This window comes from Mycobacterium sp. IDUB_28, assembly GCF_055419285.1.
The window spans coordinates 191272-217495 of sequence record NZ_JBVAXK010000002.1; the positions used below are offsets into that span (position 1 = coordinate 191272).

Here is a 26224-nt window from a genome sequence, read left to right on the forward strand (position 1 = left end):
ACCCGCTCTGCCCAGTCTTGTCGCATCGCGCGCTCCTGGGAAGGTCGGGTCTCACCCCCGGCCGCACCGGGCGTCGCACGGCCGAGCGTCGCACCGCCGAGCGTCACACCGCCGAGCGTCGCACCGCCGAGCGTCACACTAGAGTGATTGCGGTCGCCGAGCGTCACGCCAGCGTGGCACCTGGGGTGACGCCGAGACCCTGCGGTCGCCGAGCGTCACGCCAGCGTGGCTCCTGGGGTGACGCCGAGACCCTGCGGTCGCCGAGCGTCACGCCAGCGTGGCAGTCGGCGTCGAACGTCACGCCAGCGTGACAACCTGGGGTGACGCCGAGACCCTGCGGTCGTCGAGCGTCACGCCAGCGTGGCAGTCGGCGTCGAGCGTCACGCCAGCGTGACAAACCTGGGGTGACGCCCAGACACCCGGCGCCCGCGAGACGCCCGGGTCGAAGAGATGACGACGGAGGAAGTACGCGATGACCGAACTGCCGTTGCCGCAGACGATCCCGTTTCTGCCCGCATACATCCCGCAGGACGTCGACATCAACGCGATCAAGGCCGAGGTGCACGCGGACGGCGTCGCGGCGCCCCCGGGACCCGAGCCGGGTCTGCTCGACATCGTCAACCATGCCCGCAGCGAAGGCATCACGCTCAAGATCGTGCTGCTCGACCACAATCCGCCCAACGACACCCCGCTGCGCGATATCGCGACCGTCGTCGGCGCCGACTACCCGGACTCCACCGTCCTGGTGCTCAGCCCCAGCTACGTCGGCAGCTACAGCTCGCACTTCCCGCGCGTCACGCTGGAAGCCGGGGAAGACCATTCCAAAACCGGCAATCCGGTGCAGTCTGCGCAGAATTTTCTCAACGAGCTCAATACCCCAGAGTTCCCCTGGACTGGCCTCACCATCGCTTTGCTGATCGGGGTGTTTGCCGCGGCTGCGGGCACCCGACTGATGCAGCGTCGCCATCGCCGGCCAGCAACGTCGCCGACTCGGCCCGAGGTGGCTTCCAGCGCCGACGCGTAGGGCGTCTAAGCAGGTGGCGACCCTGCGTCGCAGCGCCTGCAGGTTCTGATCCCTCCTGGTTGGCAAACCCGCCAGGTCACTGTTGGGTCACAGTAAACGCACTTCCTGAGTGCAATTTGTGACTTGCGTTTCTTTAGCGGCAAGTGTGACGTACGGTGCGAATGATGCTGATGTTGTTTATGGCGCGTTCTGCGAAAACCGGCGCCGTCCGTCCGATTTAAGCCGTAGGAGATCCAAGTCGAATGAGACGGACACGCCCTGGCTCTGCCTCTCAAACCGCTGCCCGGCTGGTGCGCCCAGCCGTACCGGCGGTATTGAGCGTGGCGCTGTTGCTGGGCACCCCCGAACTTGCCCACGCCGAGCCTGCCGCGGACAGCATCGCGGTGCTGATTGCCAACGTCGCCCGGGCCAACCAGCGCCTCGAAGACCTGAGCGCCACCGTCGAAATCGAGCAGGAGAGCGTCAACAAGGCCCTCGTCGCCGTCGAGGACGCCCGCGAACAGGCCGAGGTCGCCGGTCGCGAACTCGAAGCCAGCCAGCAGGCCGTCAAGGACGCCGGTGCGGCCATCACCGCAGCCCAGCGCCGGTTCAACGTCTTCGCGGTCGCGACGTACATGAACGGCCCCGACGGCGGCTACCTGTCCGCCCACAGTCCCGACGAGATGATCGCCGCCGCCGGTGCCGCCCGCACCATGGCCGCCAGTGCGCAGGCCGTGCTGACCCGGTTGCAACGCGCCCGCACCGAGCAGGTGAACAACGAATCAGTGGCGCGGTTGGCCAAGCAGAAGGCCGACCGGGCCGCTGTCGACGCCAAGGCCAGCCAGGACGCCGCGGCCCACGCGCTGGAGGACACCCGGCGCAAGTTCGACCAGCAACGCGAAGAAGTCAATCGCCTGGCAGCCGAGCGTGAAGAAGCCGAAAACAAGCTGCAGCAGGCCCGGTTCGTCGCGTGGACGCAGTCGGGCGGCCAGGGCACCCCGCCGAACATGTGGGACACCGCCGGCGGCACCGGCGGTGGCCGTCGCTGGGACGGCTGGGACCCCTCGCTGCCGCAGGTGCCCAGCGCCAACGTGCCCGGGGACCCGATCGCGGTGGTCAACCAGGTGCTCGGCTACTCGGCGACCTCGGCGCAGGTCACCGCCACCATGGGCAAGCAATTCCTGCAGGGGCTGGGCATCCTCAAGCCCGACGACACGGGCATCACCAACGCGCCGACCGGTGCGACGTCGGGGCGCATCCCGCGGGTCTACGGACGGCAGGCCTCCGAGTACGTGATCCGTCGCGGCCTGTCCCAGATCGGCGTGCCGTACTCCTGGGGCGGTGGCAACGCGGCCGGACCCAGCCACGGCATCGACTCCGGCGCCAACATCACCGGCTTCGACTGTTCCGGACTGGTGCTCTACTCGTTCGCCGGCGTGGGCATCAAGCTGCCGCACTACTCGGGTTCGCAGTACAACATGGGCCGCAAGATCCCGACCTCCCAGATGCGCCGCGGCGACGTCATCTTCTACGGCCCCGGCGGCAGCCAGCACGTCACCATCTACCTCGGCAACGGCCAGATGCTCGAGGCACCCGACATCGGTTTGAAGGTGCGAACTGCGCCGGTACGCACCAGCGGCATGACGCCGTTCGTGATCCGCTACATCGAGTATTAACGAGGACTCATGCGCCACAAGCGAATTCATCTGCCCCTAGCCCGGCTCCTGCCCCTGATCCTGGGGTTGGTTGCCGGGCTGGTGGTCGCTGTGGCGCCCCCCGCCGCCGCCGACGGGGAGTGGGATCCCACCCTGCCCGCCGCGGTGAGCGCCGGCGCCCCGGGCGACCCGCTGGCGGTTGCCAACGCCTCGCTGCAGGCCACCGCACAGGCCACCCAGACCACGCTCAACCTCGGCCAGCAGTTCCTCAGCGGCCTCGGCATCAACCTCGGCGGTACGCCGGCGGCCGCAAACACCAGCGGCAGCCGGATTCCGCGGGCGAACGGCCGGGAGGCCATCGAGCACGTGATCCGCCGTGCCGGATCCCAAATGGGCGTGCCGTACTCGTGGGGCGGTGGCTCGCTGGAAGGCCCCAGTAAAGGAGTGGACTCCGGTGCGGGCATCAACGGCTTCGACTGCTCGGGTCTGATGCGGTACGCGTTTGCCGGCGTCGGTGTGTTGATCCCGCGGTTCTCCGGGGACCAGTACAACGCCGGGCGCCACATCCCGCAGAACGAGGCCCGGCGCGGCGACCTCATCTTCTACGGCCCCAACGGCAACCAGCACGTCACGATGTATCTGGGCAACGGACAGATGTTGGAGGCTTCCAGCCTGGCCGGCAAAGTCACGATCAGCCCGGTGCGCAAGCCCGGCATGACTCCTTATCTGACTAGGATCATCGAGTACTGAGCCGAAGAGCCGGGGGGCGTACCAGGGGTGGTGCCGGCCCGTCAGCGAAGCCGGTGACGTCGACGGATTCCAGGACGCCTGGAATAGTTGAACGCGGGCACGTCGCTGCCCCGCGATATTGGTCGTGACGGCAGTCGTGTCCGAAAAGAGCTGTGGAGGGTTATTGATGACAACAGCAGGTGGCGGTTACCCGGGCCAGGGTGCACATTCTGGTCCCGCACTCGCCAAGGAGGCGCCGTCGGGCGGCGCTGATGGGCTGGCCGCCGAAGTGCACACCCTCGAGCGGGCCATCTTCGAGGTCAAGCGGATCATCGTGGGCCAGGACCAGCTCGTCGAGCGGATGCTGGTTGGTCTGCTCGCCAAGGGGCACGTACTGCTGGAAGGTGTACCCGGCGTCGCCAAGACGCTGGCCGTGGAGACCTTCGCCCGCGTCGTCGGCGGGACATTCGCCCGCATCCAGTTCACCCCGGACCTGGTGCCCACCGACATCGTCGGTACCCGCATCTACCGGCAGGGCAAGGAGGAGTTCGACACCGAGCTCGGCCCGGTGGTGGTGAACTTCCTGCTCGCCGACGAGATCAACCGTGCCCCGGCAAAGGTCCAGTCCGCGCTGCTCGAGGTGATGGCCGAACGTCACGTGTCCATCGGCGGCAAGACTTTCCCGCTGCCCAATCCGTTCCTGGTGATGGCCACCCAGAACCCGATCGAGCAGGAGGGCGTCTACCCGCTGCCCGAGGCGCAGCGCGACCGCTTCCTGTTCAAGATCAACGTCGGTTACCCGACGCCCGAAGAGGAACGCGAGATCATCTACCGGATGGGTGTCACCCCGCCGCAACCCAAGCAGATCCTCGACACCGGTGACCTGCTGCGCCTGCAGAACGTCGCGGCCAACAGCTTCGTCCACCACGCGCTGGTCGACTATGTGGTCCGCGTGGTGATGGCCACCCGCCAACCCGAGCAGCTGGGCATGAACGACGTCAAGACCTGGATCGCGTTCGGCGCCTCACCGCGCGCCTCGCTGGGCATCATCGCCGCGTCGCGGGCCCTCGGGCTGGTGCGCGGGCGCGACTACGTGATTCCCCAGGACATCATCGACGTCATTCCCGACGTGCTGCGCCACCGCCTGGTGCTCACCTACGACGCGCTGGCCGACGAGATCACCGCGGAGACCGTGATCAACCGGGTGCTGCAGACGGTCGCCCTACCGCAGGTGAATGCCGTTCCGCAGCAAGGGCATTCGGTGGGACCGGTGATGCAGGGCGCCACTGTGGCGGCTGGCGGTCGGTGACCGACTCGAAACCCGCCGCGGCTAAGCCCGCGGTGCGTCATCCGCCTTCGATGATGCGCGGCACCATCGACGACCCGAAGTTGTCGGCGGCGCTGCGCACCCTCGAGCTGACCGTGAGCCGCAAACTCGACGGCATCCTGCACGGCGATCACTTGGGTCTGATCCCGGGGCCGGGCAGCGAGCCGGGGGAGTCGCGGATCTATCAGCCCGGTGACGACGTACGCCGGATGGACTGGGCGGTCACCGCGCGCACCACCCACCCGCACGTGCGGCAGATGATCGCCGACCGCGAACTGGAGACGTGGCTGGTGATCGACATGTCGGCCAGTCTGGACTTCGGCACGTCGGTCTGCGAGAAGCGCGACCTGGCGGTGGCTGCCTCGGCGGCCATCTGTTACCTCAATGTGGGCGGTGGAAACCGGATCGGGGCGCTGGTGTCCAACGGCACCGACACCATCCGGGTGCCGGCGCGCTCGGGTCGCGAGCACGTGCAGACCCTGTTGCGCACCATCGCGACCACGCCGAAGGCGCCGGTCGGGGTGCGTGGAGACCTGGCCGCCACCATCGACGCCCTGCGCCGGCCGGAACGGCGCCGCGGCATGGCGGTGATCATCAGCGACTTCCTCGGTCCGATCAACTGGATGCGACCGCTGCGTGCGATCGCGGCCCGGCACGAGGTGCTGGCCGTCGAAGTGCTCGATCCGCGTGACGTCGAATTGCCCGACATCGGCGACGTGGTCCTGCAGGACGCGGAGTCCGGGGCGGTTCGCGAATTCACCATCGACAGCCAGCTGCAATCCGACTTCTCCCGGGCCGCATCGTCACATCGCGCCGACGTGGCCCGCACGATCCGCGGTTGCGGCGCATCGGTGATGACGCTGCGCACCGACCGCGACTGGATCGCCGACATCGTTCGTTTCGTGTCCAATCGCCGACGCGGGGCTGTGGCGGGGCGCCGGTGAACCACACCCATCCCGCGACGGCCACATACTCCACGACGGGTTTGTTATGAGATTGCCCCTGCTCGGGCCGATGAGCCTGTCCGGCTTCGAACACTCCTGGTTCTTCCTGTTCCTGCTGGCCGTGGTCGGCCTGGTTGCGTTGTACGTGCTGTTGCAGCTGGCACGGCAGCGGCGCATGTTGCGGTTCGCCAACATGGAGTTGCTGGAAAGCGTTGCGCCCAAACGGCCTTCGAAGTGGCGGCACGTCCCGGCGATCCTGCTGGTGTGTGCCCTGGTGTTGCTGACCATCGCGATGGCCGGGCCCACCAACGACGTCCGTATCCCGCGTAACCGCGCGGTGGTGATGTTGGTGATCGACGTGTCGCAGTCGATGCGGGCCACCGACGTCGAACCCAACCGGATGGTCGCCGCGCAGGAGGCCGCCAAGCAGTTCGCCGACGAGCTGACCCCGGGTATCAACCTCGGTCTGATCGCCTACGCGGGTACCGCCACGGTGCTGGTGTCGCCGACCACCAACCGGGACGCCACCAAGGCCGCGCTGGACAAGTTGCAGTTCGCCGACCGCACCGCCACCGGGGAGGCGATCTTCACCGCCCTGCAGGCCATCGCCACCGTCGGCGCGGTGATCGGCGGCGGGGACACGCCCCCGCCGGCCCGCGTGGTGTTGTTCTCCGACGGCAAGGAGACGATGCCGACCAATCCGGACAACCCGAAGGGCGCCTTCACCGCGGCGCGCACCGCGAAGGATCAGGGTGTGCCGATCTCCACGATTTCCTTCGGCACCCCCTACGGATTCGTCGAGATCAACGACCAGCGCCAGCCGGTGCCCGTCGACGACGCGACGCTGAAGAAAGTCGCCCAGCTCTCCGGCGGCAACTCCTACAACGCCGCCACGCTGGCCGAATTGAAGGCGGTCTACGCCTCGCTGCAGCAGCAGATCGGCTACGAGACCATCAAGGGCGACGCCAGTGTGGGCTGGTTGCGGCTGGGCGCGCTGGTCCTGACGTTGGCCGCGTTGGCGGCGCTGCTGATCAACCGACGGCTGCCTACTTGAGCTTCAGTTCAACGCGATGACCGCCGACGGCGGGTACGACGCCGGGATCGGGTTGATGTTCTGCACGATCGGCGAGCCCGGTGGCGGCGGCAACACCCGGCTCAGCGTGAAGCGCGCGCCGTCGGCCAATTCCTGACGGGTGCACATGAACTCCTCGGTGGTCCGCAGCCGCCAGCGGTCCTGACCCAGACAGGCGCGGTTGCCGTCGCGGGTGACGGCAAGCGCCATCGCCAGTGCGTCGGCCCACGATTCGTCGGTTCGGGTCTCCAGCACCACCGGGCGGCCGTGCGCGTGGGCGGCGATATAACTGAGCGCTGCCGGCACCCCGGCCAGTTCGTCGCGGTCCCGCCGCAATGCGGGCGTGCTGAGCGCGAGCGTCACCCCGACCGTCAGACCCAGGGCCGCCGCGGCGACCGGCAGTCGGCGTACCCAGCCCTGGTCGCGGGCCGTGGCCAGCAGCACCAGCGCCACCGCGCCCAGCATCAGCAGCGCCAGCGGCAGCGCGTAGGAGAAGATGCCGATGTAGGACGCGAAGAGTTGGTCCACCCCGTACCAGCAGTACAGGCCGAACAGTGCGGTGGCCACGGCGGTCACCCGCAGCAGCTGACGGCAGAAGTCGTGCGGGGTGCCGTCGGGCAGCGTGGCGAGCGCACGGACCAGCAGGACGTTCCCGACGAACAAGACGACCAGGATCACCGCGCCGGCCGCCGGGTTCGGCCCCCAGAACTGCACCAGGAACCGCGCCGTGTCGAGCAGCGGGTTCGGCGTCCGGTGGCCGTAGGAGATGTACTTCGCGATCTCCCCGGGCCAGTGCAGCATCTCGTTGAGCACGATGGGCAGCAGGAACACCGCCAGCACGACCGCGGCGATAAGCAGGTCGCGGCGGTGTGCGAGCAGGTTGCGCCGCTGCGGGAGCAGCGCCGCCAGGGCCAGCAGCGGGACCAGTGCCAGGAACTCGGCGTGCCCGTGCACCAGCAACCCGCCGGCGAGCACCATGATCCACAGGTGGCGCAGCCGGCCGGCCGCGACCGAGGCGACCGCGAACAGATACAGCAGGAAAGGCGCGAAGCAGGCGTGCGGGATCCAGGTCGAGCAGACCAGCTGGGTGTGCTTGGCCAGGAAGATCAGCAGGACGCCGAACGCGGTGAGCACCGCGGGCACCGAACGCACCCAGGTGTAGAGGATGGTCAGCGCCAGCCCGAGCAGCGTCGCATTGAGCGCCATGATCGTCATCACCTGCCCGTTGTAAGGCGCCGGAACCAGGTGAGTCACGTCGTGCAGCAGCCACTCGCCGAAGGCCTGCAGGTAGAAGTAGGCCGGGCCGGGGTGATGGAAGCCGACCCGGGAATAGTGCCCGGTCAACAGGTCGAAGTGCTTGGCCTGGATGGTCAGCATCGAATTCGACGCGGGATCGCCGGCCTCGTAGATGGCCTGGGTGAACAGGTCGGTATTGCGCAGCAGCAGCAGGATGAACAAAGCGCCGCCGCAAGCGGCGAAGATCGCTCGGGCGGGCGGGGTCCGGGAACGGGTCGACGGGTCGGCCATGCGGCCCTGATCCTATGCAGCCGCGTGGCCGCCAGGGTTTGTCGGGGGCACCGGGTTTCGGGCCGGCCGCGGTGAGGCGATAGGTTGACGGGGTGACTGGTGCAGCCACTGAAATTGCCTTCGAACCTCCGGCCGACGGCGGCAAACCGCCGTTCGTGTCGCGATCAGTCCTGGTCACCGGCGGAAACCGGGGTATCGGACTGGCCATCGCCCAGCGGCTGGCCGCCGACGGGCACAAAGTGGCCGTCACCCACCGCGGCTCCGGCGCGCCCGAGGGGTTGTTCGGCGTCGAGTGCGACGTCACCGACAACGCCGCCGTGGATCGTGCCTTCACCGAGGTCGAGCAGCATCAGGGGGCGGTCGAGGTGCTGGTGTCCAACGCCGGCATCTCCGCGGACGCCTTCCTGATCCGGATGACCGAGGAGCGGTTCCAGAAGGTCATCGACGCCAATCTCACCGGCGCGTTCCGGGTGACCCAGCGGGCCTCGCGCAGTATGCAGAAGAAGCGCTTCGGCCGGATCATCTACGTGGGCTCGGTCTCCGGCAGCTGGGGGATCGGCAACCAGGCCAACTACGCGGCCTCCAAGGCCGGCCTGATCGGCATGGCCCGCTCGATCTCCCGGGAACTGTCCAAGGCCGGGGTGACGGCGAACGTGGTGGCTCCCGGGTACATCGACACCGAGATGACCCGCGCGCTGGACGAACGGATTCAGGCCGGGGCGCTGGATTTCATCCCCGCCAAGCGGGTCGGTACCGCCGAGGAGGTGGCCGGAGTGGTCAGCTTCCTGGCGTCCGAGGACGCGAGTTACATCGCCGGCGCGGTCATCCCGGTCGACGGCGGCATGGGCATGGGCCACTAGGTAAAGGACGGACATGGCAGGCTTGCTCGACGGCAAACGGATCCTGGTCTCCGGGATCATCACCGACTCATCGATCGCGTTCCACATCGCCCGGGTCGCTCAGGAGCAGGGCGCTCAGCTCGTGCTGACCGGGTTCGACCGGCTGCGGCTGATCCAGCGCATCGCCGACCGGCTGCCGGAGAAGGCGCCGCTGATCGAACTCGACGTGCAGAACGAGGAGCATCTGGCCAGCCTGGCCGAGCGGGTCAAAGCCGAGATCGGCGAGGACAACAACCTCGACGGCGTGGTGCACTCCATCGGGTTCATGCCGCAGACTGGGATGGGCATCAACCCGTTCTTCGACGCTCCCTACGAGGACGTGTCCAAAGGCATTCACATTTCGGCGTATTCGTACGCGTCATTGGCAAAGGCGTTGCTGCCGATCATGAATCGCGGTGGCTGCATCGTCGGGATGGACTTCGACCCCACCCGGGCGATGCCGGCCTACAACTGGATGACGGTTGCCAAGAGCGCTCTGGAATCGGTCAACCGGTTCGTCGCGCGCGAGGCCGGCAAGGTCGGCGTCCGCTCGAATCTTGTTGCGGCCGGGCCGATTCGGACGTTGGCGATGAGCGCGATCGTGGGTGGCGCGCTCGGCGAGGAAGCCGGCGCACAGATGAAGCTGCTCGAGGACGGCTGGGACCAGCGCGCCCCGATCGGTTGGAACATGAAGGACCCGACGCCGGTCGCCAAGACGGTGTGCGCTCTGCTCTCCGACTGGCTGCCGGCCACGACGGGTGACATCATCTACGCCGACGGCGGCGCCCACACGCAGCTGTTGTAATGGATTTCGACGCGCTCCTGCTGCTGTCCTTTGGTGGTCCGGAAGGGCCGGAGCAGGTGCGGCCGTTCCTGGAGAACGTCACCCGGGGACGCAACGTGCCCCCGGAGCGGCTCGACGACGTCGCCGAGCACTACCTGCATTTCGGCGGGGTCTCACCGATCAACGGAATCAACCGGGCGCTGATCGCCGAGTTGCAGGACCAGCAGGGTCTGCCGGTCTACTTCGGCAACCGCAACTGGCAGCCCTACGTGGAAGACACCGTTGCGACGATGCGCGACAATGGGATTCGCCGGGCGGCGGTATTCACCACCTCGGCGTGGAGTGGCTACTCCAGTTGTACGCAGTACGTCGAGGACATCGCCCGGGCCCGGGCGGCGGCCGGCCCGGATGCGCCCGAACTCGTCAAATTGCGAACATACTTCGACCATCCGCTGTTCGTGGAGATGTTCGCTGAGGCGGTCGCTGCCGCGGCCGGCACCGTGCCCGACGATGCACGGTTGATCTTCACCGCGCACTCCATTCCGATCGCCGCCGATCAACGCTGCGGTCCGAATCTGTACAGCCGCCAAGTGGCTTACGCCGCACGGTTGGTGGCGTCGGCGGCGGGGTACCGCGACTTCGACGTGGTGTGGCAGTCGCGGTCCGGGCCGCCGCAGGTGCCGTGGCTGGAGCCCGACGTCGGCGACCATCTGGCATCGTTGGCGGACAAGGCCGTAATCGTCTGTCCCATCGGCTTTGTCGCCGACCACATCGAAGTGGTCTGGGATCTGGACCACGAGTTACGGCTGCAGGCTGCAGATCTCGGCGTTGCATTCGCCCGCGCCGCCACCTTCAACGCCGACGCCCGGTTCGCCCGGCTGGCCATCGATCTGATCGACGAACTGCGCGACGGCCGCGCGCCGGCACGGGTGTCCGGCTCCCGTCCGGTGCCCGGTTGTCTCGCCAGTGCCAACGGCCAGGCATGCCTGCCGCCGCACTGTGCCCGCGAAATCGCGTAGGGCAGGTTCGGCTGCCGCGCCCCAAGCCGTTTTGGCGGCGGTGACTCCGTTGCCCTGAGCAATCGCGCGACCATCCCCCGGATGGTGACGGATGGGGCGCGCGTGGTCAGGCTGCGCCGATAGTAAGCATGCCGCGACCGGGTCTGACACCGCTACCCGTCGGCGCAGAATTCAGTCGGCCCACGCGGACTGCAGGATCGCGGTGACCGCGGCCATGCGCGCCGAGCGGACCACCGCGCTGAGCGGCCGCAGGGCATTGGAAGCGAGCTGCGTTTCCGAAGAAGATTGCGTACCAGTCAATTCCGGTGCGGCGGTACGGTCGGGCAACCGGCTCAGCCCGGCGCTGACCGCGATGATCGCATCGACATGCGCGGCGTTCTCCAGCACCCGCAGCGCGCGGGTGGGCGCGTGGTCGGGAATCCGGTGTTGCCGTGCGGATTCCAGTATCTGCTCGACGAGCCCGCGCGGATTGTCAACGCCGCTGGCCGATTCCAATCCCATCACGCTCAACGCATCGGCAGCCGACCGCACTGCCGAACGCAGTGTGTATTCGGCGTCGCCCAGTTCGTGGTGGTCGAACACCGGGACGCCGGGCAACGAGTACACCATCCACGTCAGCGCGCACAGTTCGGGTTCGTCGGCTTCGTCGTCGTCGCTGTAGGCGTACTCGGGCACCAGTCCGATCGCGCTGCGCGCATCGTCGGGGTTGGTGACGATCACCGCCTCGCCGGCAGCCAACGCGTCGCGTTCGAACTGGGTGCCGGCGCACAACCCGCGCACATCGCCGGGCACCGGGATCACCACGTTGATGGTGCCGCGCGGACGGTCGGGCGTCTGACGACCGACTGCCGCCCGCAGCGTCTGCAGCAGCGACACCGTCCCGGCGTCGCTCACATCGGGCCACGGCAGTCCGGTGTGGCCCGCCGCGACGGCGTCGTAGGCCGCAACGGATTGCCTTGGCGCCCAGAGGGATAACGCATCAAGGACGTCGTCGGGCGCGGCCTTGCCTGCGAGCCAGGCGTTGGCCCACATCGACAGTGAGACACTGGGGCACCACATGGTCTCGCAGTGTAGTGGCTCGCCGCCACGGGCGTGGATTGTCGGAGATCACGCGTATTCTGTGCCCATGCCCGTCGCACTGATCTGGCTCATCGGAGCTCTGGTGCTGGTCGGTGCGGAGGCCCTCACCGGCGACATGTTCCTGCTGATGCTCGGCGGCGGCGCGTTGGCCGCCGCGGGGGTCAGCTGGCTGACGGACCTGCCGGTCTGGGCGGACGGAGTGGTGTTCCTGGTCGTGTCGGTGCTGTTGCTCACCCTGGTGCGGCCGCAACTTCGCCGGCGGATGACCCCGCAGACCGCGCTGCGGACCGGCGCGGAGGCGCTGGAAGGCAAGCACGCGGTGGTGCTGGATCGGGTCGCCCACGACGCCGGGCAGGTCAAGCTGGACGGTCAGGTATGGACGGCGCGCCCGCTCAACGACGGCGACGTCTACGAACCCGGCCAGTCCGTCACCGTCGTGCACATCGACGGGGCCACCGCCGTGGTGTTCAACAACGCATAGCGACCGACTGAAGGAGTTCCGGTGGAAGGTGCGGTGACCGGCCTGGTCCTGCTGGCCGTCCTGGTGGTATTCGCCATCATCATCGTGGCCAAATCGGTGGCCCTAATACCGCAGGCCGAGGCTGCGGTCATCGAGCGACTGGGCCGGTACAGCCGCACGGTCAGCGGCCAGCTGACGTTGCTGGTGCCGTTCATCGACCGCATCCGGGCCCGCATCGACCTGCGTGAACGGGTGGTGTCCTTTCCGCCGCAACCGGTCATCACCGAGGACAACCTGACGCTGAACATCGACACCGTCGTCTACTTCCAGGTCACCGTCCCGCAGGCGGCGGTCTACGAGATCAGCAACTACATCGTCGGTGTCGAGCAGCTGACCACCACCACGCTGCGCAACGTGGTCGGCGGCATGACCCTCGAGCAGACCCTGACCTCCCGCGACCAGATCAACGCCCAGCTGCGCGGCGTGCTGGACGAGGCGACCGGCCGCTGGGGGCTGCGGGTGGCGCGGGTGGAGCTGCGCAGCATCGATCCGCCGCCGTCGATCCAGGCGTCGATGGAAAAGCAGATGAAGGCCGACCGGGAAAAGCGCGCGATGATCCTGACGGCCGAGGGCACCCGGCAGGCGGCGGTAATGCAGGCCGAGGGGCAGAAGGCGGCGCAGATCCTGGCCGCCGAGGGTGCCAAGCAGGCCGCGATCCTCACCGCTGAGGCCGATCGGCAGTCCCGGGTGCTGCGCGCCCAGGGTGAACGCGCCGCCGCCTATCTGCGGGCGCAGGGGCAGGCCAAGGCCATCGAGAAGACGTTCGCCGCGATCAAAGCCGGCCGACCGACCCCGGAGATGCTGGCCTACCAGTATCTGCAGACGTTGCCGGAGATGGCGCGCGGCGACGCCAACAAGGTGTGGGTGGTGCCCAGCGACTTCAACGCTGCGCTGCAGGGCTTCACCAGGTTGCTCGGCAAACAGGGCGAGGATGGGGTGTTCCGGTTCGAGCCGTCCCCGGTCGACGACGCGCCGCGGCACTCCGCGGACGACGACGACGCAGAGGTGGCGGACTGGTTCACCACCGGCAGCGATCCGGCGATTTCCCAGACGCGCGCCGCCACCGATGTCCTGCCGCTGCAGCCCGGCCAACGCCCGGTGGATGGGCCGCCGGAGCTGCGTCAATAGGATTGCCGGATGAGCACTCTGACTTCACCGAAGACCTACGCCGGACTGGCTGCGTTCCACGCCCTGGACGCGGTGTTGTGCGCGGTCGAGGCGCCGCCCATCAAGAAGGCGCTGGACACCGTCCAATGCCCGGAGAACGTGCGCCCGGTGTTGCCGGTGGTGAAGGTGGCCGCCGCCGTCGGCCTGGCGTCGGTGAACCGGTTTCCGGCGCTGGCCCGGCTGACCACGGCGATGCTGACGCTGTATTTCACGTTGGCGGTGGGCGCGCACCTGCGGGTGCGGGACACGGTGGCCAACACGTTGCCGGCCGCGTCGTTCCTGGCGTTGGTCCTGGCGATGACGGTCAAGGGGCCGGACACCGCCGACGCTTCGTAGCCTCGCGGTGTCCGCGCCCGCGACCGAAAGCCGTGCTAGCGCGGAGCAGTCGGCGATGCGCTGGGCCCCGCGGAAGGCGATGCCGGTGGCTGACCCGGCCCCGGTGGCTGCTGCCCGGCCGGCCCACCCGGCCCAGCAGGTCCCATTGGGGGCGGCCCGCCCGGGAACGGCGGCGGCAGCATGCCGTGCGGACCGCCCATCGGGCCTTTACCGCCGGCCATCGGACCGCCCGGTCCGCCGGGACCAGGGAAACCCATGTGCGCTGCGCCGGGTGGCGGTCCGAAGCCTGGTGGCGGCGGTGGAGGTCCGAAGAAGGTGATCGCCAGCACGGCGGCTCCCGCGGTGAACATCGAACCGATCAGTCCACCCAGCAGTCCGGCGCCGAACAGCGCGCCGAGGGGAAAGCGCCGTTTCTGCGCCGCCGTCGGAGCAGCAGCGGGCGGCGGAGCGACGACTGCCTCGTCGCTCGGTGTCGTGGTGTGGTCGGAGGTCATGGGGACTCCTCGGGTCGTTGGTGCGTTGCTGGACGCGACGGTAGGAGCCGAACTTGAAGCAAAGCTGAAGATTGCCGGAGCCGGCCCGGCGCAGTCCGGACCAAGCAGCGTCGTGTGAACAATGGGGGGCATGACTCGCGCCGATCGCACCGGTAGCAGGACCGGCCAATTCAGCGTCGGCACCCCGCGGGTGTTGGTGGTCGAGGACTCCGAAACGATTCGGGAGATGGTCAGCGAGGCGCTGTCCGACGTCGGCTATCACACCGACACCCGTTGTGACGGAAACGGATTGGAAGAGGTGCTGGAAGGTCTGCGGCCCGATCTGGTGGTGCTTGACGTGATGTTGCCGGGCCGGGACGGATTCGAACTCATCGACGTCGTGCGGCAGTGGGGCGACATCGGCATCGTCTTGATCACCGCCCGTGACGGCCTGCCGGACCGGTTGCGCGGCCTGGACGGGGGCGCTGACGACTACGTGGTCAAACCTTTCGAACTGGCCGAGCTCGTCTCTCGGGTCGGGGCGGTGTTACGGCGACGGGGACGGCTGCCCACCGTGGTCCAGTTCGGTGACGTGATCCTCGACGTCGACGCAGGCGTTGCGGCGCGCGACGGTCACCCGCTGGACCTCACCGCCACCGAGCTGCGGCTGCTGACCTTCCTGGTGGAGCAGCGGGGGCGGATCGTCAACGCCAACCAGATACTCAGTGCGGTGTGGGGATACGACGCCTACGACCCGAATCTGGTGCAGGTGCACGTCAGCGGGCTGCGGCGCAAACTCGAGGCGCACGGCCCGCGGATTCTACAGACCGTTCGCGGCATCGGTTACCGCCTGCAGCCACCGCAATCGTGACGGGCACGGTCACGCCCACCCCGTCGCTGCGGCGACGGGTGGTGCTGCTCGTCGTGGCGCTGCTGGCGGTGCTGCTGGTCGTGCTGGGCGTGACGGTCGATATCAGCCTGCGCGTCCAGGCGCGGCACAACCTGAACGAACGGCTGCTCGCTGCGACATCGCGAGCTGATGCTCTGGTCGCCGCCCACACCGCGCCGGATCTGATGGCCGCGCAGTTGAATGGTGGCAGCGTGCGCGCATTGATCGTGACGGCTGATGGTGTCACCTATGGCGATCCGGGCATCAGCCCCGACACCAGAGCGGGTTCTACTGTGCCGCCGCCCTTTCCGCCGCCGCCGGTGCACCGGCCGGGGCCGCCGCCGTCGGGCAGGCCGCCGCTGCCGCCGGGCATGTTGCCGCCGCCGCCACCGCCTAGCGGCACCCCTGCTGACGCGAGTGCGACCGTGGTGGTGCACCCGCTGCCCGACGGCGCCCGCTTGATCCTGGTCGCCGACACCACCCAAACCACGCAGGTGACCCGTCAGCTGCGCCAGCTGATGATCGGCGCCGGACTGGCGACGCTGGTGTTGGCTGCACTGTTGCTGGTCGTCGTCAGCCGGACCGCGCTGCGGCCGCTGGACGGGTTGACTGCGCTGGCCAAGGACATCACCACCGGTGACCGCGGCCGGCGGCTGCGGCCGTCGCGCACCGATACCGAATTAGGCCGCGCTGCAGACGCTTTCGATGGGATGCTGGATGCGCTGGAGGATTCTGAGTTGCGCGCCCGGCAGGCCGCCGAGGCCGCGCAGCGCGCCGAAACGGCGACGCGGCAGTTCCTTGCCGACGCCGCGCACGAGTTGCGCACCCCGATCGCGGGCATCCAAGCCGCCGCCGAGCAACTCGCCGCCCACGAGACCGGCTCGGAGTCCAGCGCGCAGCTCCGGCGGGCCGCCTTGTTGCAGTCCGATGCCCGACGGGCCGGTCGGCTGGTTGCCGACATGCTGGATCTGAGCCGCATCGACGCCGGCTTGACGCTGGACGTCCGGGAAGCCGATCTGGCCGCGATCGTCGAGTCCGAAGTGCAGCGCGCCGCCATGTTGGCGCCGGCGGTCTCGGTGCGGCGCACCGGGGTATCCGAGCTCAACGTGACGGCGGACCCGACCCGGGTGGCGCAGATCCTGTCCAACCTGCTGGACAACGCGCGGCGGCACACGCCGGCGGGTGGCTCGATCACCGTCGAACTCGGTGCCGATCCGAGCGCGGCGACGGCGACCGTCACCGATACCGGGCCCGGCGTTCCCGACGACGAGCGGAACCGTATCTTCGAGCGTCTGGTCCGGCTGGATGCCGACCGTGCCCGCGACCACGGCGGGGCGGGACTGGGACTGTCGATCGCCCGCGCGCTGGCCCGGGCCCACGGCGGCGACCTGGTGTGCCTGCCCCACGACGGGGGTGCACAGTTCCGGCTCAGCTTGCCGAATTACTTTGTCAGGTCGGAAAATTCAGGTAACCGGGCGGCTATCTGATCCCATGTCAATTGGTTGCCCGCTATCGCAACCACGAATTGCTCGGCGGCATCGACATCCAGGTCAGTCGAAACCCGATAGCCGTTCAGGCCGAGGAGGAGCCAGCAGGCCGCCCAACCAGTGCGCTTGTTCCCGTCGGCCAACGATTGTGTGGTCACCAGTGAGTGCAGCAGCGCTGCCGCTTTATCCCAGACCGACGGATATGCATCTGTACCGAAAACCGTTGCCGCAGGGCGCATCAGACTGGATTCGAACAGACCGGGATCACGCACCAACGGCCGAAAGCCGCAGGCGTACTCCGCTGCGATCAAGACCTCGTCGGTGCTCGGGAAGTCCGTCACGCCAAGCGGCGGTTCAGTTCAGCGGAGCGCTGAGCTATCTCCTGACTCAGAGCACGTATCCGGCCTTCGCGATCGACCGCCTTGGCCAGGATCGCCTGTTTCGCGAACGCCCGCATGGAGGTCCCTGTGCTGCTTGCCGCCGCACGTACGGTTGCCAGTTCCTCTTCGGAGAATTCGACATTCAACGCTGGCATGGTTGACCCCCAATTACTTGGTACTACAAAGGTACCAGATTTGGTACCAAGGCAACGAGCGGCCAAATGGGGGGCTCCAGGCATGGACGGCAGCGGTGGCGCGGGTGGCCAGGGCGGCGCGGGCGGAGCGTTTGCCAGCGGCGGCGCCAATGGAGCGGTGCTCGGCAACGGCGGCATCGGCGGAATGGGTGGCGCCGGTGGCAACGCCGGCTATCTGTTCGGCCACGGTGGGAATGGTGGTGTCGGCGGTGCTGGGGGTGGCGGTTCGGCTGGCGAGGGTACTGGCGGCACCGGTGGCGCGGGAGGTCTGTCCGGGCTCTTTGGTGACGGTGGCGTCGGGGGAAGCGGGGGAACGGCGTTCAGCGTTGCCGGCACGGGAGGCACCGGAGGCAACGGCTGCAACGCTCAGCTGCTAGGCAACGGCGGCAATGCGGGCACCGGACTCTGCCGTCGGGCTCCGGGAGTCGGCGGCAGCGCCGGGCTGCTGTTCGGGATGGCTGGGATCAGTGGCAGCTGACATCGGTTCCCGCTGCCTGCAGCCAGTTAGAGCTGCACCCACTCGCCGCGAGCTGCAGAAGTCAGCACCGCCTCGGTGAGAACCGCTGCGCGATAACCATCTTCGAACGTCGGCAGCCCGTCCGGCGCCCCGCCCCGAATGGCCGAGTGCACGTCGGCGACGAAAGCGTCGAAGCAGTCCTGATATCCCTGCGGGTGGCCGGCCGGAACCGTCGAGAGCCGCACCGCGTCGGCGGCGGAGAAACCGGCGCCGCGCTCCAGCAGCGTCGAACCCTCGGCTCCGCCGACCCAAAGCCGGTCGGATCGCTCCTGCTCGAAGCCGAAGGCAGCGCGTTCGGTGTCGACGTACAACTCGAGTCGGTTCTTGCGACCCCAGGACACCTGGCTGACGTTCATCGATCCGATCGCGCCGTCGGCCGTGCGGAACAGCAGTGCTGCAAGATCTTCCGTCGGCTGCGACGCCTGGCGGTCGTGGACCGTTGACGTCATAGCCGACAACGCGACGATGCGGTCGCCGGTGACGAACTCGGCAAGATCGCACCAGTGGACTCCGATGTCGGCAAACGCCCGCGAGGGTCCCCCCGATGCCGGATCGACGCGCCAGTTGGACGCCCCCGCATCGCCCAGCCAATCCTGCAGGTACCCACCGTGGATGAGAAAGATGCGTCCGCTGTCGCGCAACCTGGCGCGCATTTCCCGCACCGACGGGTAGAACCGATACGCGAACGGCACCGCGTGCACCACCCGTCGCGCCTTCGCCTCGGCAAGCATGGCGGCGGCTTGCGCAGTGGAAACGCCGATGGGTTTCTCGCAGATCACGTTGGCGCCGGCGGCCAGAGCAGATGAAACCTGTTGGGCGTGAACGGCATTCGGGGTGCAGACGTGTACTAGGTCGGCATCGCCGAGTAGGTCGTGCGGCGACGACGACGATGCGGCCACACCCCACGCGTCGGCGGCACGGGCCGCGCCCTCTTCGGTGCGACCCACCACCCCGACGACGACGCCGCCGGCCCGGCGCACCGCCCTGGCGTGAACGGCGCCGATGAACCCGGTCCCGATGATCACCGAACGCAGCATCGAGGCGATACTACGGATGTGCTTGATGCCCGTCCGGTCGTAGTCCTTTCGGCTGCGCCGCGAGCGATCGATCAGCTTTTCCGGCCGGGCAGGTTCGAGGCGCTCGAGGCGGATTTCGAAGTCATTGTCGACGATGGCTTTACCCGGCTCGACGAGTTGCTGCCCGAGGTTTTCGCGATCGTCGGTCAGCCCGACCTGCCCCGGGAACGGCTGGTCCGCGCCGAGAAGTTGCGGGCACTGGTGAACGTCGAGGGGAATTTCTTTCCCAATGTGGACTACCCGGTGTGTTTTGCGCGCGGGATTCGGGTGCTGGGGTGTGGTCCGGTGTACGCGCAGCCCGTCGCCGAGTACGCGCTGGGTCTGGCGCTGGATTTGTGTCGGGGAATCAGCCGGGAGGACCGCGCTTTGCGGGCCGGCACGGAAAGCTGGAGTGCCGAGAGCACCGCGGACTCGATCCTGCTGTCCGGTGCGGACGTCGGCCTGATCGGTTTCGGCTTTCTCGGTCGCGCACTGCGCGCGCTGCTGGTTCCGTTCCATCCGGTGCTGCGCTGCTTCGATCCGTGGTTGCCCGACAGTGTGATCCGCGAGCATCAGATGATTCCGGCCGAGCTGAACGAGGTGCTGGCGCGCAGTCAGGTCATCGTCGTGCTGGCCACGGTCACCAGCGAGAGCGAACATCTGCTCGGCGCGGCGGAGTTGGACACCATTTCGCCAGGTGCCCGGGTCGTGCTGGTCAGCCGCGCCGCCGTCGTCGACCTCGACGCGCTGCTGGACCGCGTGGCGGACCAGCGGTTCCTCGCCGCCGTCGACGTGTGGCCCGACGAGCCGCTACCAGCCGACCACCGCGCCCGCGGCATCGAAGGGCTGGTGCTGTCCGCACACCGTGCGGGCGGGATCGCCAGCGCCTTTCATGACATCGGCGAACTGGTCATCGACGACCTGCGGCTGATCAAGGCCGGCCTGCCGCCGGTACGGTCGCAGCTCGCCGCACCGGAGTTGGTGGGCCGGTACCGCAACCGCCCGGTGGGTTGAGTCTCAGCCCGTCACCACACTGAGACCCCACTGCGCCAGCCACGGCCGCACCAATTCGGCCACCGAAAACGTTGCCGGCGTCGAACATCCGGGATTGGGGTCGTTCTGCCGTCCGCCGCGGATGTGGATGCCGACCGCCGCTGCGCCGTCCCGACGAATGAGGTAGACCGGGCCGCCGGAGTCGCCGCACTGACTGGCGGCCAGGAACACCACCTTGCTGTCGGTGACATCGGTGATCTGTCCGCATTCCACCCGGCCGGTCTTCATGCCGAATTTGCACAGCTGCTGGCCGAGCTGCAGTTCGTCGGCGACGCCACTGACCGGCATCGAGGCGGTGATCGCCGCCGTCTGTGGCACCTTGTCGGCTTCGAGGGTGATCAGCCCGATGTCATGGTCTTCGCCGCGGGTACCTTCGCTGACCGTCTGGGTGAACGTGCCCACGGCCACGTACGACTCGGCGGCGGAATTGATGCTGACTTTGCTTGTCTCGCCGGGCTTGTTGCAGTGACCGGCGGTGAGCAACGCCCGCTGGCCGGTGTTGGTGTGCACCAAAAATCCTGCGGTACAGGCCATTCCGCCGGTGCCGTCGGCGTAGCTGACCGCGATCGCGGTGCCCGGGCCGACGGTGGCTGCGGCCGGCAGCGGGAACGGGATGCGGATGGGCGGCTCGGATGCCCGGAGGATCGGTGTCCTGGGGCCGGGCAGGAACATCGCGCACACGAACGAGGCGGCGCTGAGGAGCGCGAAGAACGACAGTCGCCAGCTGTGGAAGCGCCGGTCGCGGGTATGGCGCCAGGAGGCCAGCACCGGCCAGGCCGCCACCACCAGGCACAGTGATGCTCCGGCGGCGAGAGCGATGGTGCGCACCAGCGATGCCTGTGGTGACAGGTTCGCGAAGGCACCGACCATGACGTCGATCTTTCAGGTAAAGCCGAGCGTGCTCAAACCGAGCGCACCGGCTCCGCGTCGACGGCGGGCGGCGGCGTTTCGAACGCCGGCCCGGGGTGCGCGGCATGCTGCTGGCGGTATTTGCGCACCTCATAGATCAGCCCGCACATGCCCAACGCCCCCGTGCACACCGACACCAGCACCAACAGTGGGTTGCCGTCGCCGGCGAATGCGTTGCCCAGGATCACCACGGCGGCGGTGCCGGGCAACAGCCCGGCGACGGTGGCCCAGGTGTAGGGCAGCACCCGTACCGCGGAGGCGCCGGCGGCATAGTTGATCGCCGCGAACGGCACGGCGGGGATGAACCGCAACGACAGGATGGCCAGCCAGCCTCGTTCGCGCAGGCGCTCATCGAGTCGCGCGATCGCCCGCCGGTGATCCAGCCGCTTCAGCCGCCACCCGGTGGCCCGCACCAGCAGCAGCGCCAGCACAGCGCTGGCGGTGCTGGCGCTCACCGCGATGGCCACCCCGAGCGCCGTCCCGAACAGCAGTCCAGCCGCGATGGTGAACGCGGTGCGGGGAAACGGCGCCACGGTCACGACGGTGTGCACGAGCAGGAAGGCGAGCGGAAACCACGGCCCCACCGATCGCGCCCAGTCGCGCATTTCCAGCGCGGTGGGCAGCGGAACCAGCAACGCCACGGCCACCAGGGCTGTGATTCCCACCACGGTGAAAATCAGCCGCAGCCGCGAGGTCTGCCGCACCGCCTCAGCCATCGCCGTCGCGACACCGCGCACGGTATCGACGGTTTTGCAGATGAGGGGGGCCGGCATGATTTCCAAGGGTACGGGGCGCAGGTGAATACCGAGTTGCCCTCGGCTGGCGTTTCGCGGCACACCGCGGTGCAGATAGTCGCACCACGATTCCTCTTTTGCGGTGCAAATCAACTAGCGTAATTTGCGAGTTGCACCCCCTCAGACAACCCCAACAGTGCTGGGAAAACAGGAGCAATCGGTGTCCATTGACGTACCCGAGCTGGCGGACCTGGAACAGGTTCGCGGCCGTTGGCGCAGTGCCGTCGCCGGTGTGCTCTCCAAGAGCACCCGCACCGACCCGGCCGAGCTGGGTGACGAGCCCGAACAGCGCCTGGAAACACCCACCTACGACGGTTTCGTGATCCGGCCGCTCTACACCGCCTTTGATGAGCTTCCGGAACCGCCGCTGCCCGGACAGTGGCCGTTTCTGCGCGGCGGCGACCCGACCCGCGACGTCAAGTCCGGGTGGAAGGTCGCCGAGGCCTTCCCGCTGCCCGGCCTGGCCGTCGAGGAGGCCAACTCGGCGCTGCTGGCCGCGCTCGGCGAAGGGGTCAGCGCGCTGCTGATCCGGCTGGGGGAGTCGGGGGTGGCTCCGGACCAGCTCGAAGCGCTGCTCGACGGTGTGTACCTGAGCATGGCGCCGGTGATCCTGGACGCGGGGGCTGATTTCGTTGCCGCCGCCGACGTGATGTTGCGACTGGTGGATGCGGTCGACGAGGACCAGCGCGCCACCGTGTCGGTGGATCTGGGCGCCGACCCGCTGACCGCGACGCTCAGCGACCGCACCGCCCCGCCGATCCAGGACGTCGTCACGGTTGCTGGGTGGGCTGCTGGCAAACCCGGGGTGCGGGCCGTCACGGTTGACGGCCCCGCCTTCAACAACGCGGGCGCGACCGCGGCCTGGGAGCTCGCGGCCACCATCGCTGCTGCGGTGGCCTATCTGCGTTTGCTCACCGAATCCGGCCTGTCGGTCCCAGATGCGTTGCGGCAGATCAGCTTCCGGCTCGCCGCCGACGACGACCAGTTCATGACGCTGGCCAAGATGCGCGCCGTGCGTCAATTGTGGGCGCGGGTGGCCGAGGTCGCCGGCGATCCGGACGGAGGCGCGGCGGTGGTGCACGCCGAAACGTCGCTGCCGATGATGACCCAGCGCGATCCGTGGGTGAACATGCTGCGCAGCACGTTGGCGGCCTTCGGCGCGGGTGTGGGTGGGGCGGACACCGTACTGGTGTACGCATTCGACGTGGCCATCCCGGGCGGCTGGCCGGGCACCGCCACCAGCTTCGCGCGCCGCATCGCCCGCAACACCCAGTTGCTGCTGCTCGAGGAATCGCACGTCGGCCGGGTGCTGGACCCCGCCGGCGGGTCCTGGTTCGTCGAAGACCTCACCCAGCAGCTGGCCGAGCGGGCCTGGCAGCACTTCCGGTCTATCGAGTCCGAGGGCGGATTCGTCGACGCCCAGGATTTCCTCAAAGGTCAGTTGGACGAGCTCGCCGCAAAACGGGCCGACGACGTCGCGCACCGCCGCATCGCGATCACCGGCGTCAACGAGTTCCCGAACCTCGGTGAAGCGCCGCTGCCGCAAGGTGACTCGCTGGGGCGCGCCGGTCATGTCGTGCGTTACGCGGCCGAATTCGAGGCATTGCGGGATCGTTCCGACGTTTACTTCGCCGAGCACGAGGTGCGGCCACAGGTGCTGTTGCTGCCGCTGGGGCCGCTGGCCGAACACAACATCCGCACCACCTTCGCCGCCAACCTGCTGGCCTCCGGCGGCATCGAGGCGGTCAATCCGGGACCGCTGGATGCGGCCGGGGTCGCGGGAGCCGTTCAGGAAGTGGGTTCGCTGAAGGCGGTGGTGATCTGCGGCACCGACAAGCGCTACGCCGACGAGGCATCCGAGGTGGTGGCCGCCGCGCGCGACGCCGGCGTCGAGCGGGTGTATCTGGCCGGGCCGGATAAGGCGGTGGCCGAGGCCGAGCACCGACCGGATGAGTTTTTGACTCTGAAAATAAATGCGGTGCAGACACTTTCGGATCTGCTGACTCGATTGGGGGCTTAGCATGACCACGACGGTTCCCTCGATTGGCAGCTTCGCCGACGTCCCACTGGAAGGCGATAAGGACGTACCGAAACCCACCGCGGAGGCGGTGGACGAGTACGTCGAAGCGGCCGCCAAAGCGCACTGGTACACCCCCGACCAACTGCAGTGGCAGACGCCGGAAGGCATCGACGTCAAGCCCGTCTACATCGCTGAGGACCGCCGGGAGGCCGGGGAGGCCGGCTACCCGCTCAACAGCTTCCCCGGTGAGCCGCCATTTGTGCGCGGGCCGTACCCGACGATGTACGTCAACCAGCCGTGGACCATCCGCCAGTACGCCGGCTTCTCCACTGCGGCGGAGTCCAACGCGTTCTACCGGCGCAACCTGGCAGCCGGCCAAAAAGGTTTGTCCGTCGCCTTCGACCTGGCCACCCACCGCGGGTACGACTCCGACCACCCGCGCGTGCAGGGTGACGTCGGAATGGCCGGTGTGGCAATCGATTCCATTCTCGACATGCGGCAGTTGTTCGACGGCATCGACCTGTCGACGGTGTCGGTGTCGATGACCATGAACGGTGCGGTGCTGCCGATCCTGGCGTTGTATGTGGTGGCCGCCGAGGAGCAGGGGGTGCCGCCGGAGAAGCTGGCCGGCACCATCCAGAACGACATCCTCAAAGAGTTCATGGTGCGCAATACCTACATCTATCCGCCCAAGCCGTCCATGCGGATCATCTCCGACATCTTCGCCTACACCAGCGCCAAGATGCCGAAGTTCAACTCCATCTCGATCTCCGGCTACCACATCCAAGAGGCCGGGGCCACCGCCGATTTGGAGCTGGCCTACACGCTGGCCGACGGCGTCGAGTACATCAAGGCAGGCCTGGACGCTGGGCTGGACATCGACAAGTTCGCCCCGCGGCTGTCCTTCTTCTGGGGCATCGGGATGAACTTCTTCATGGAGGTGGCCAAGCTGCGGGCCGGGCGGCTGCTGTGGAGCGAACTGGTCGCCAAGTTCGACCCGAAGAGCGCCAAATCGCTGTCGCTGCGCACCCATTCGCAGACCTCGGGCTGGTCGCTGACGGCGCAGGACGTGTTCAACAACGTGGCTCGCACCTGTATCGAGGCAATGGCCGCCACCCAGGGCCACACCCAGTCGCTGCACACCAACGCCCTGGACGAGGCACTGGCGCTGCCCACCGACTTCTCCGCGCGCATCGCCCGCAATACCCAGCTGGTGCTGCAGCAGGAGTCGGGCACCACCCGGCCGATCGACCCGTGGGCAGGTTCGTACTACGTGGAGTGGCTGACCCATCAGCTCGCGCAGCAGGCCCGTGCCCACATCGAAGAAGTTGCCGAGCACGGCGGCATGGCCCAGGCGATCGGCGAAGGCATCCCCAAGCTGCGCATCGAGGAAGCCGCCGCGCGAACCCAGGCCCGCATCGACTCCGGCCAGCAGCCGGTGATCGGGGTGAACAAATACCAGGTAGAAGAGGACCAGGAGATCGAGGTCCTCAAGGTGGAAAACAGCCGGGTGCGTTCGGAGCAGCTAGCGAAGTTGAAGGATCTGCGGGCGAACCGGGACGCTGAGGCGGTCGAGGCGGCACTGGCCGAGCTGACCCGGGCGGCGTCGGCGTCCGGACCTGCGGGTGAGGACGGGTTGGGCAACAACCTCATGGCACTGGCGATCAACGCGGCCCGGCACAAGGCCACCGTGGGGGAGATCTCCGACGCCCTGGAGAAGGTCTACGGGCGCCACCAGGCTGAGATTCGCACCATCGCGGGGGTCTACCGCGACGAAGTTGGAAAGGCGCCCAACATCGCTGAAGCCACTGAACTCGTCGAAAAGTTCGCCGAGGCCGACGGCCGCCGGCCCAGGATCCTGATCGCCAAAATGGGCCAGGACGGCCACGACCGCGGACAGAAAGTGATCGCCACCGCGTTCGCCGACATCGGGTTCGACGTCGACGTGGGTTCGCTGTTCTCCACCCCCGAAGAAGTGGCCCGGCAGGCTGCCGACAACGACGTGCACGTGGTCGGGGTGTCCTCGCTGGCTGCGGGACACCTGACGCTGGTGCCGGCGCTGCGCGACGCGCTGGCCGAGGTGGGGCGCTCCGACATCATGGTGGTGGTCGGCGGGGTGATCCCGCCCGGAGATTTCGACGAGCTGTACGAGGCCGGGGCTGCGGCGATCTTCCCGCCGGGGACGGTGATCGCGGACGCGGCAATCGGGTTGCTGCAGAAGCTGGGCGAACGCCTGGGATACGAACTAAGCGAATGACCTGAGGATTCCGCTTCGCGCGGTGGCTGGAAGGTGCACTGCCACTTGAGTTTTGGCGAAATTCATACTGGCTCCAGGCAAAGGCGCGCCGAGCGTAACAAGTCGGTCGACGCAGACCGAGCTTGCGCTCTGGACTAGAGCGGGTTTGATATGCG

The 26224-nt window shown here is 68.0% G+C and carries 26 protein-coding genes; 18 read left to right on the forward strand and 8 right to left on the reverse strand.

What is annotated here, in order from left to right; translation table 11 throughout:
* The first annotated feature begins 472 nt into the window (after positions 1-472).
* From ACZYZ9_RS04935 to ACZYZ9_RS04960, 6 genes are all read left to right on the forward strand, one after another.
* Positions 473-1024: an Rv1476 family membrane protein gene (locus ACZYZ9_RS04935; protein WP_463825087.1), complete on the forward strand. Its 552-nt coding sequence runs from the start codon at positions 473-475 to the stop codon at positions 1022-1024.
* Positions 1025-1266: 242 nt separating this feature from the next.
* Positions 1267-2679, forward strand: coding sequence for an NlpC/P60 family peptidoglycan endopeptidase RipA (gene ripA / locus ACZYZ9_RS04940; protein ID WP_463825088.1), 1413 nt, complete (start codon positions 1267-1269; stop codon positions 2677-2679).
* Positions 2680-2688: 9 nt separating this feature from the next.
* The gene (ripB, locus tag ACZYZ9_RS04945) at positions 2689-3408 is read left to right on the forward strand and encodes an NlpC/P60 family peptidoglycan endopeptidase RipB (protein WP_463825089.1); all 720 of its coding nucleotides are present in this window, start codon (positions 2689-2691) and stop codon (positions 3406-3408) included.
* 166 nt (positions 3409-3574) lie between these two features.
* The gene (gene moxR1 / locus ACZYZ9_RS04950; protein ID WP_463825090.1) at positions 3575-4696 is read left to right on the forward strand and encodes a chaperone MoxR1; all 1122 of its coding nucleotides are present in this window, start codon (positions 3575-3577) and stop codon (positions 4694-4696) included.
* A gap of 50 nt (positions 4697-4746) precedes the next feature.
* On the forward strand, positions 4747-5658 hold the full coding sequence (locus ACZYZ9_RS04955) for a DUF58 domain-containing protein (RefSeq protein ID WP_463825451.1): 912 nt from the start codon (positions 4747-4749) through the stop codon (positions 5656-5658).
* 46 nt (positions 5659-5704) lie between these two features.
* On the forward strand, positions 5705-6712 hold the full coding sequence (locus tag ACZYZ9_RS04960) for a VWA domain-containing protein (protein ID WP_463825091.1): 1008 nt from the start codon (positions 5705-5707) through the stop codon (positions 6710-6712).
* 3 nt (positions 6713-6715) lie between these two features.
* Here ACZYZ9_RS04960 and ACZYZ9_RS04965 read toward each other — a convergent pair whose 3' ends face one another.
* Positions 6716-8257, reverse strand: a complete 1542-nt coding sequence (locus tag ACZYZ9_RS04965) for a hypothetical protein (RefSeq protein ID WP_463825092.1) — start codon at positions 8255-8257, stop codon at positions 6716-6718.
* A 92-nt stretch (positions 8258-8349) separates the two neighbouring features.
* Here ACZYZ9_RS04965 and fabG1 point away from each other — a divergent pair, with 92 nt between their 5' ends.
* The 3 genes from fabG1 to ACZYZ9_RS04980 are packed head-to-tail and all read left to right on the forward strand — an operon-like array spanning position 8350 to position 10938.
* Positions 8350-9117 (forward strand): 3-oxoacyl-ACP reductase FabG1, encoded by a 768-nt coding sequence (gene fabG1 / locus ACZYZ9_RS04970; RefSeq protein WP_463825093.1) that lies wholly within the window; start codon positions 8350-8352, stop codon positions 9115-9117.
* Between the two features lie 13 nt (positions 9118-9130).
* On the forward strand, positions 9131-9940 hold the full coding sequence (gene inhA, locus ACZYZ9_RS04975) for an NADH-dependent enoyl-ACP reductase InhA (RefSeq protein ID WP_463825094.1): 810 nt from the start codon (positions 9131-9133) through the stop codon (positions 9938-9940).
* A complete protein-coding gene (locus tag ACZYZ9_RS04980) occupies positions 9940-10938 on the forward strand; it encodes a ferrochelatase (RefSeq protein WP_463825095.1) in 999 nt (332 codons plus the stop codon). The genes inhA and ACZYZ9_RS04980 overlap by 1 nt, the downstream gene beginning before the upstream one ends.
* Positions 10939-11109: 171 nt before the next feature.
* Here ACZYZ9_RS04980 and ACZYZ9_RS04985 read toward each other — a convergent pair whose 3' ends face one another.
* On the reverse strand, positions 11110-11997 hold the full coding sequence (locus ACZYZ9_RS04985; RefSeq protein WP_463825096.1) for a hypothetical protein: 888 nt from the start codon (positions 11995-11997) through the stop codon (positions 11110-11112).
* Between the two features lie 67 nt (positions 11998-12064).
* Here ACZYZ9_RS04985 and ACZYZ9_RS04990 point away from each other — a divergent pair, with 67 nt between their 5' ends.
* Genes ACZYZ9_RS04990 through ACZYZ9_RS05000 form a run of 3 tightly spaced genes read left to right on the forward strand, consistent with a single transcriptional unit; the run spans position 12065 to position 14041 of the window.
* Positions 12065-12499 (forward strand): NfeD family protein, encoded by a 435-nt coding sequence (locus ACZYZ9_RS04990; protein ID WP_463825097.1) that lies wholly within the window; start codon positions 12065-12067, stop codon positions 12497-12499.
* Between the two features lie 21 nt (positions 12500-12520).
* Positions 12521-13666 (forward strand): SPFH domain-containing protein, encoded by a 1146-nt coding sequence (locus ACZYZ9_RS04995; protein ID WP_463825098.1) that lies wholly within the window; start codon positions 12521-12523, stop codon positions 13664-13666.
* A 9-nt stretch (positions 13667-13675) separates the two neighbouring features.
* Complete coding sequence (locus tag ACZYZ9_RS05000) at positions 13676-14041, forward strand: DoxX family protein (protein WP_463825099.1); 366 nt, start codon at positions 13676-13678, stop codon at positions 14039-14041.
* A 35-nt stretch (positions 14042-14076) separates the two neighbouring features.
* On the opposite strand, the gene ACZYZ9_RS05005 is transcribed toward ACZYZ9_RS05000, so the two are convergent.
* A complete protein-coding gene (locus ACZYZ9_RS05005; RefSeq protein WP_463825100.1) occupies positions 14077-14535 on the reverse strand; it encodes a hypothetical protein in 459 nt (152 codons plus the stop codon).
* A 130-nt stretch (positions 14536-14665) separates the two neighbouring features.
* Between ACZYZ9_RS05005 and ACZYZ9_RS05010 the strand changes: the two genes are divergently transcribed.
* Both ACZYZ9_RS05010 and ACZYZ9_RS05015 read left to right on the forward strand, forming a co-directional pair.
* Entirely contained in the window at positions 14666-15385 is a 720-nt protein-coding gene (locus ACZYZ9_RS05010) for a response regulator transcription factor (protein WP_463825101.1), read from the forward strand.
* The gene (locus tag ACZYZ9_RS05015; RefSeq protein WP_463825102.1) at positions 15382-16890 is read left to right on the forward strand and encodes a HAMP domain-containing sensor histidine kinase; all 1509 of its coding nucleotides are present in this window, start codon (positions 15382-15384) and stop codon (positions 16888-16890) included. Before ACZYZ9_RS05010 ends, ACZYZ9_RS05015 begins: the two co-directional genes overlap by 4 nt.
* Here the strand turns inward: ACZYZ9_RS05015 and ACZYZ9_RS05020 are convergent.
* Both ACZYZ9_RS05020 and ACZYZ9_RS05025 read right to left on the reverse strand, forming a co-directional pair.
* Entirely contained in the window at positions 16845-17231 is a 387-nt protein-coding gene (locus ACZYZ9_RS05020; RefSeq protein WP_463825104.1) for a type II toxin-antitoxin system death-on-curing family toxin, read from the reverse strand. The genes ACZYZ9_RS05015 and ACZYZ9_RS05020 overlap by 46 nt on opposite strands.
* Positions 17228-17425 (reverse strand): hypothetical protein, encoded by a 198-nt coding sequence (locus ACZYZ9_RS05025; protein ID WP_463825105.1) that lies wholly within the window; start codon positions 17423-17425, stop codon positions 17228-17230. Before ACZYZ9_RS05025 ends, ACZYZ9_RS05020 begins: the two co-directional genes overlap by 4 nt.
* Before the next feature lie 82 nt (positions 17426-17507).
* Here ACZYZ9_RS05025 and ACZYZ9_RS05030 point away from each other — a divergent pair, with 82 nt between their 5' ends.
* Positions 17508-17942: a hypothetical protein gene (locus tag ACZYZ9_RS05030; RefSeq protein WP_463825106.1), complete on the forward strand. Its 435-nt coding sequence runs from the start codon at positions 17508-17510 to the stop codon at positions 17940-17942.
* Positions 17943-17968: 26 nt separating this feature from the next.
* Here the strand turns inward: ACZYZ9_RS05030 and ACZYZ9_RS05035 are convergent, their stop codons facing one another.
* A complete protein-coding gene (locus tag ACZYZ9_RS05035) occupies positions 17969-19018 on the reverse strand; it encodes a Gfo/Idh/MocA family protein (protein WP_463825107.1) in 1050 nt (349 codons plus the stop codon).
* Positions 19019-19036: 18 nt separating this feature from the next.
* Here ACZYZ9_RS05035 and ACZYZ9_RS05040 point away from each other — a divergent pair, with 18 nt between their 5' ends.
* A complete protein-coding gene (locus tag ACZYZ9_RS05040) occupies positions 19037-20050 on the forward strand; it encodes an NAD(P)-dependent oxidoreductase (protein ID WP_463825108.1) in 1014 nt (337 codons plus the stop codon).
* Between the two features lie 3 nt (positions 20051-20053).
* On the opposite strand, the gene ACZYZ9_RS05045 is transcribed toward ACZYZ9_RS05040, so the two are convergent.
* Positions 20054-20959, reverse strand: coding sequence for a S1 family peptidase (locus ACZYZ9_RS05045; RefSeq protein ID WP_463825109.1), 906 nt, complete (start codon positions 20957-20959; stop codon positions 20054-20056).
* A 32-nt stretch (positions 20960-20991) separates the two neighbouring features.
* Positions 20992-21771: a TVP38/TMEM64 family protein gene (locus ACZYZ9_RS05050; RefSeq protein ID WP_463825110.1), complete on the reverse strand. Its 780-nt coding sequence runs from the start codon at positions 21769-21771 to the stop codon at positions 20992-20994.
* A 181-nt stretch (positions 21772-21952) separates the two neighbouring features.
* Here ACZYZ9_RS05050 and mutA point away from each other — a divergent pair, with 181 nt between their 5' ends.
* Both mutA and scpA read left to right on the forward strand, forming a co-directional pair.
* Positions 21953-23812, forward strand: a complete 1860-nt coding sequence (mutA, locus tag ACZYZ9_RS05055) for a methylmalonyl-CoA mutase small subunit (RefSeq protein WP_463825111.1) — start codon at positions 21953-21955, stop codon at positions 23810-23812.
* Between the two features lies 1 nt (position 23813).
* Positions 23814-26069, forward strand: a complete 2256-nt coding sequence (scpA, locus tag ACZYZ9_RS05060; RefSeq protein WP_463825112.1) for a methylmalonyl-CoA mutase — start codon at positions 23814-23816, stop codon at positions 26067-26069.
* The last annotated feature ends 155 nt before the right edge of the window (positions 26070-26224 follow it).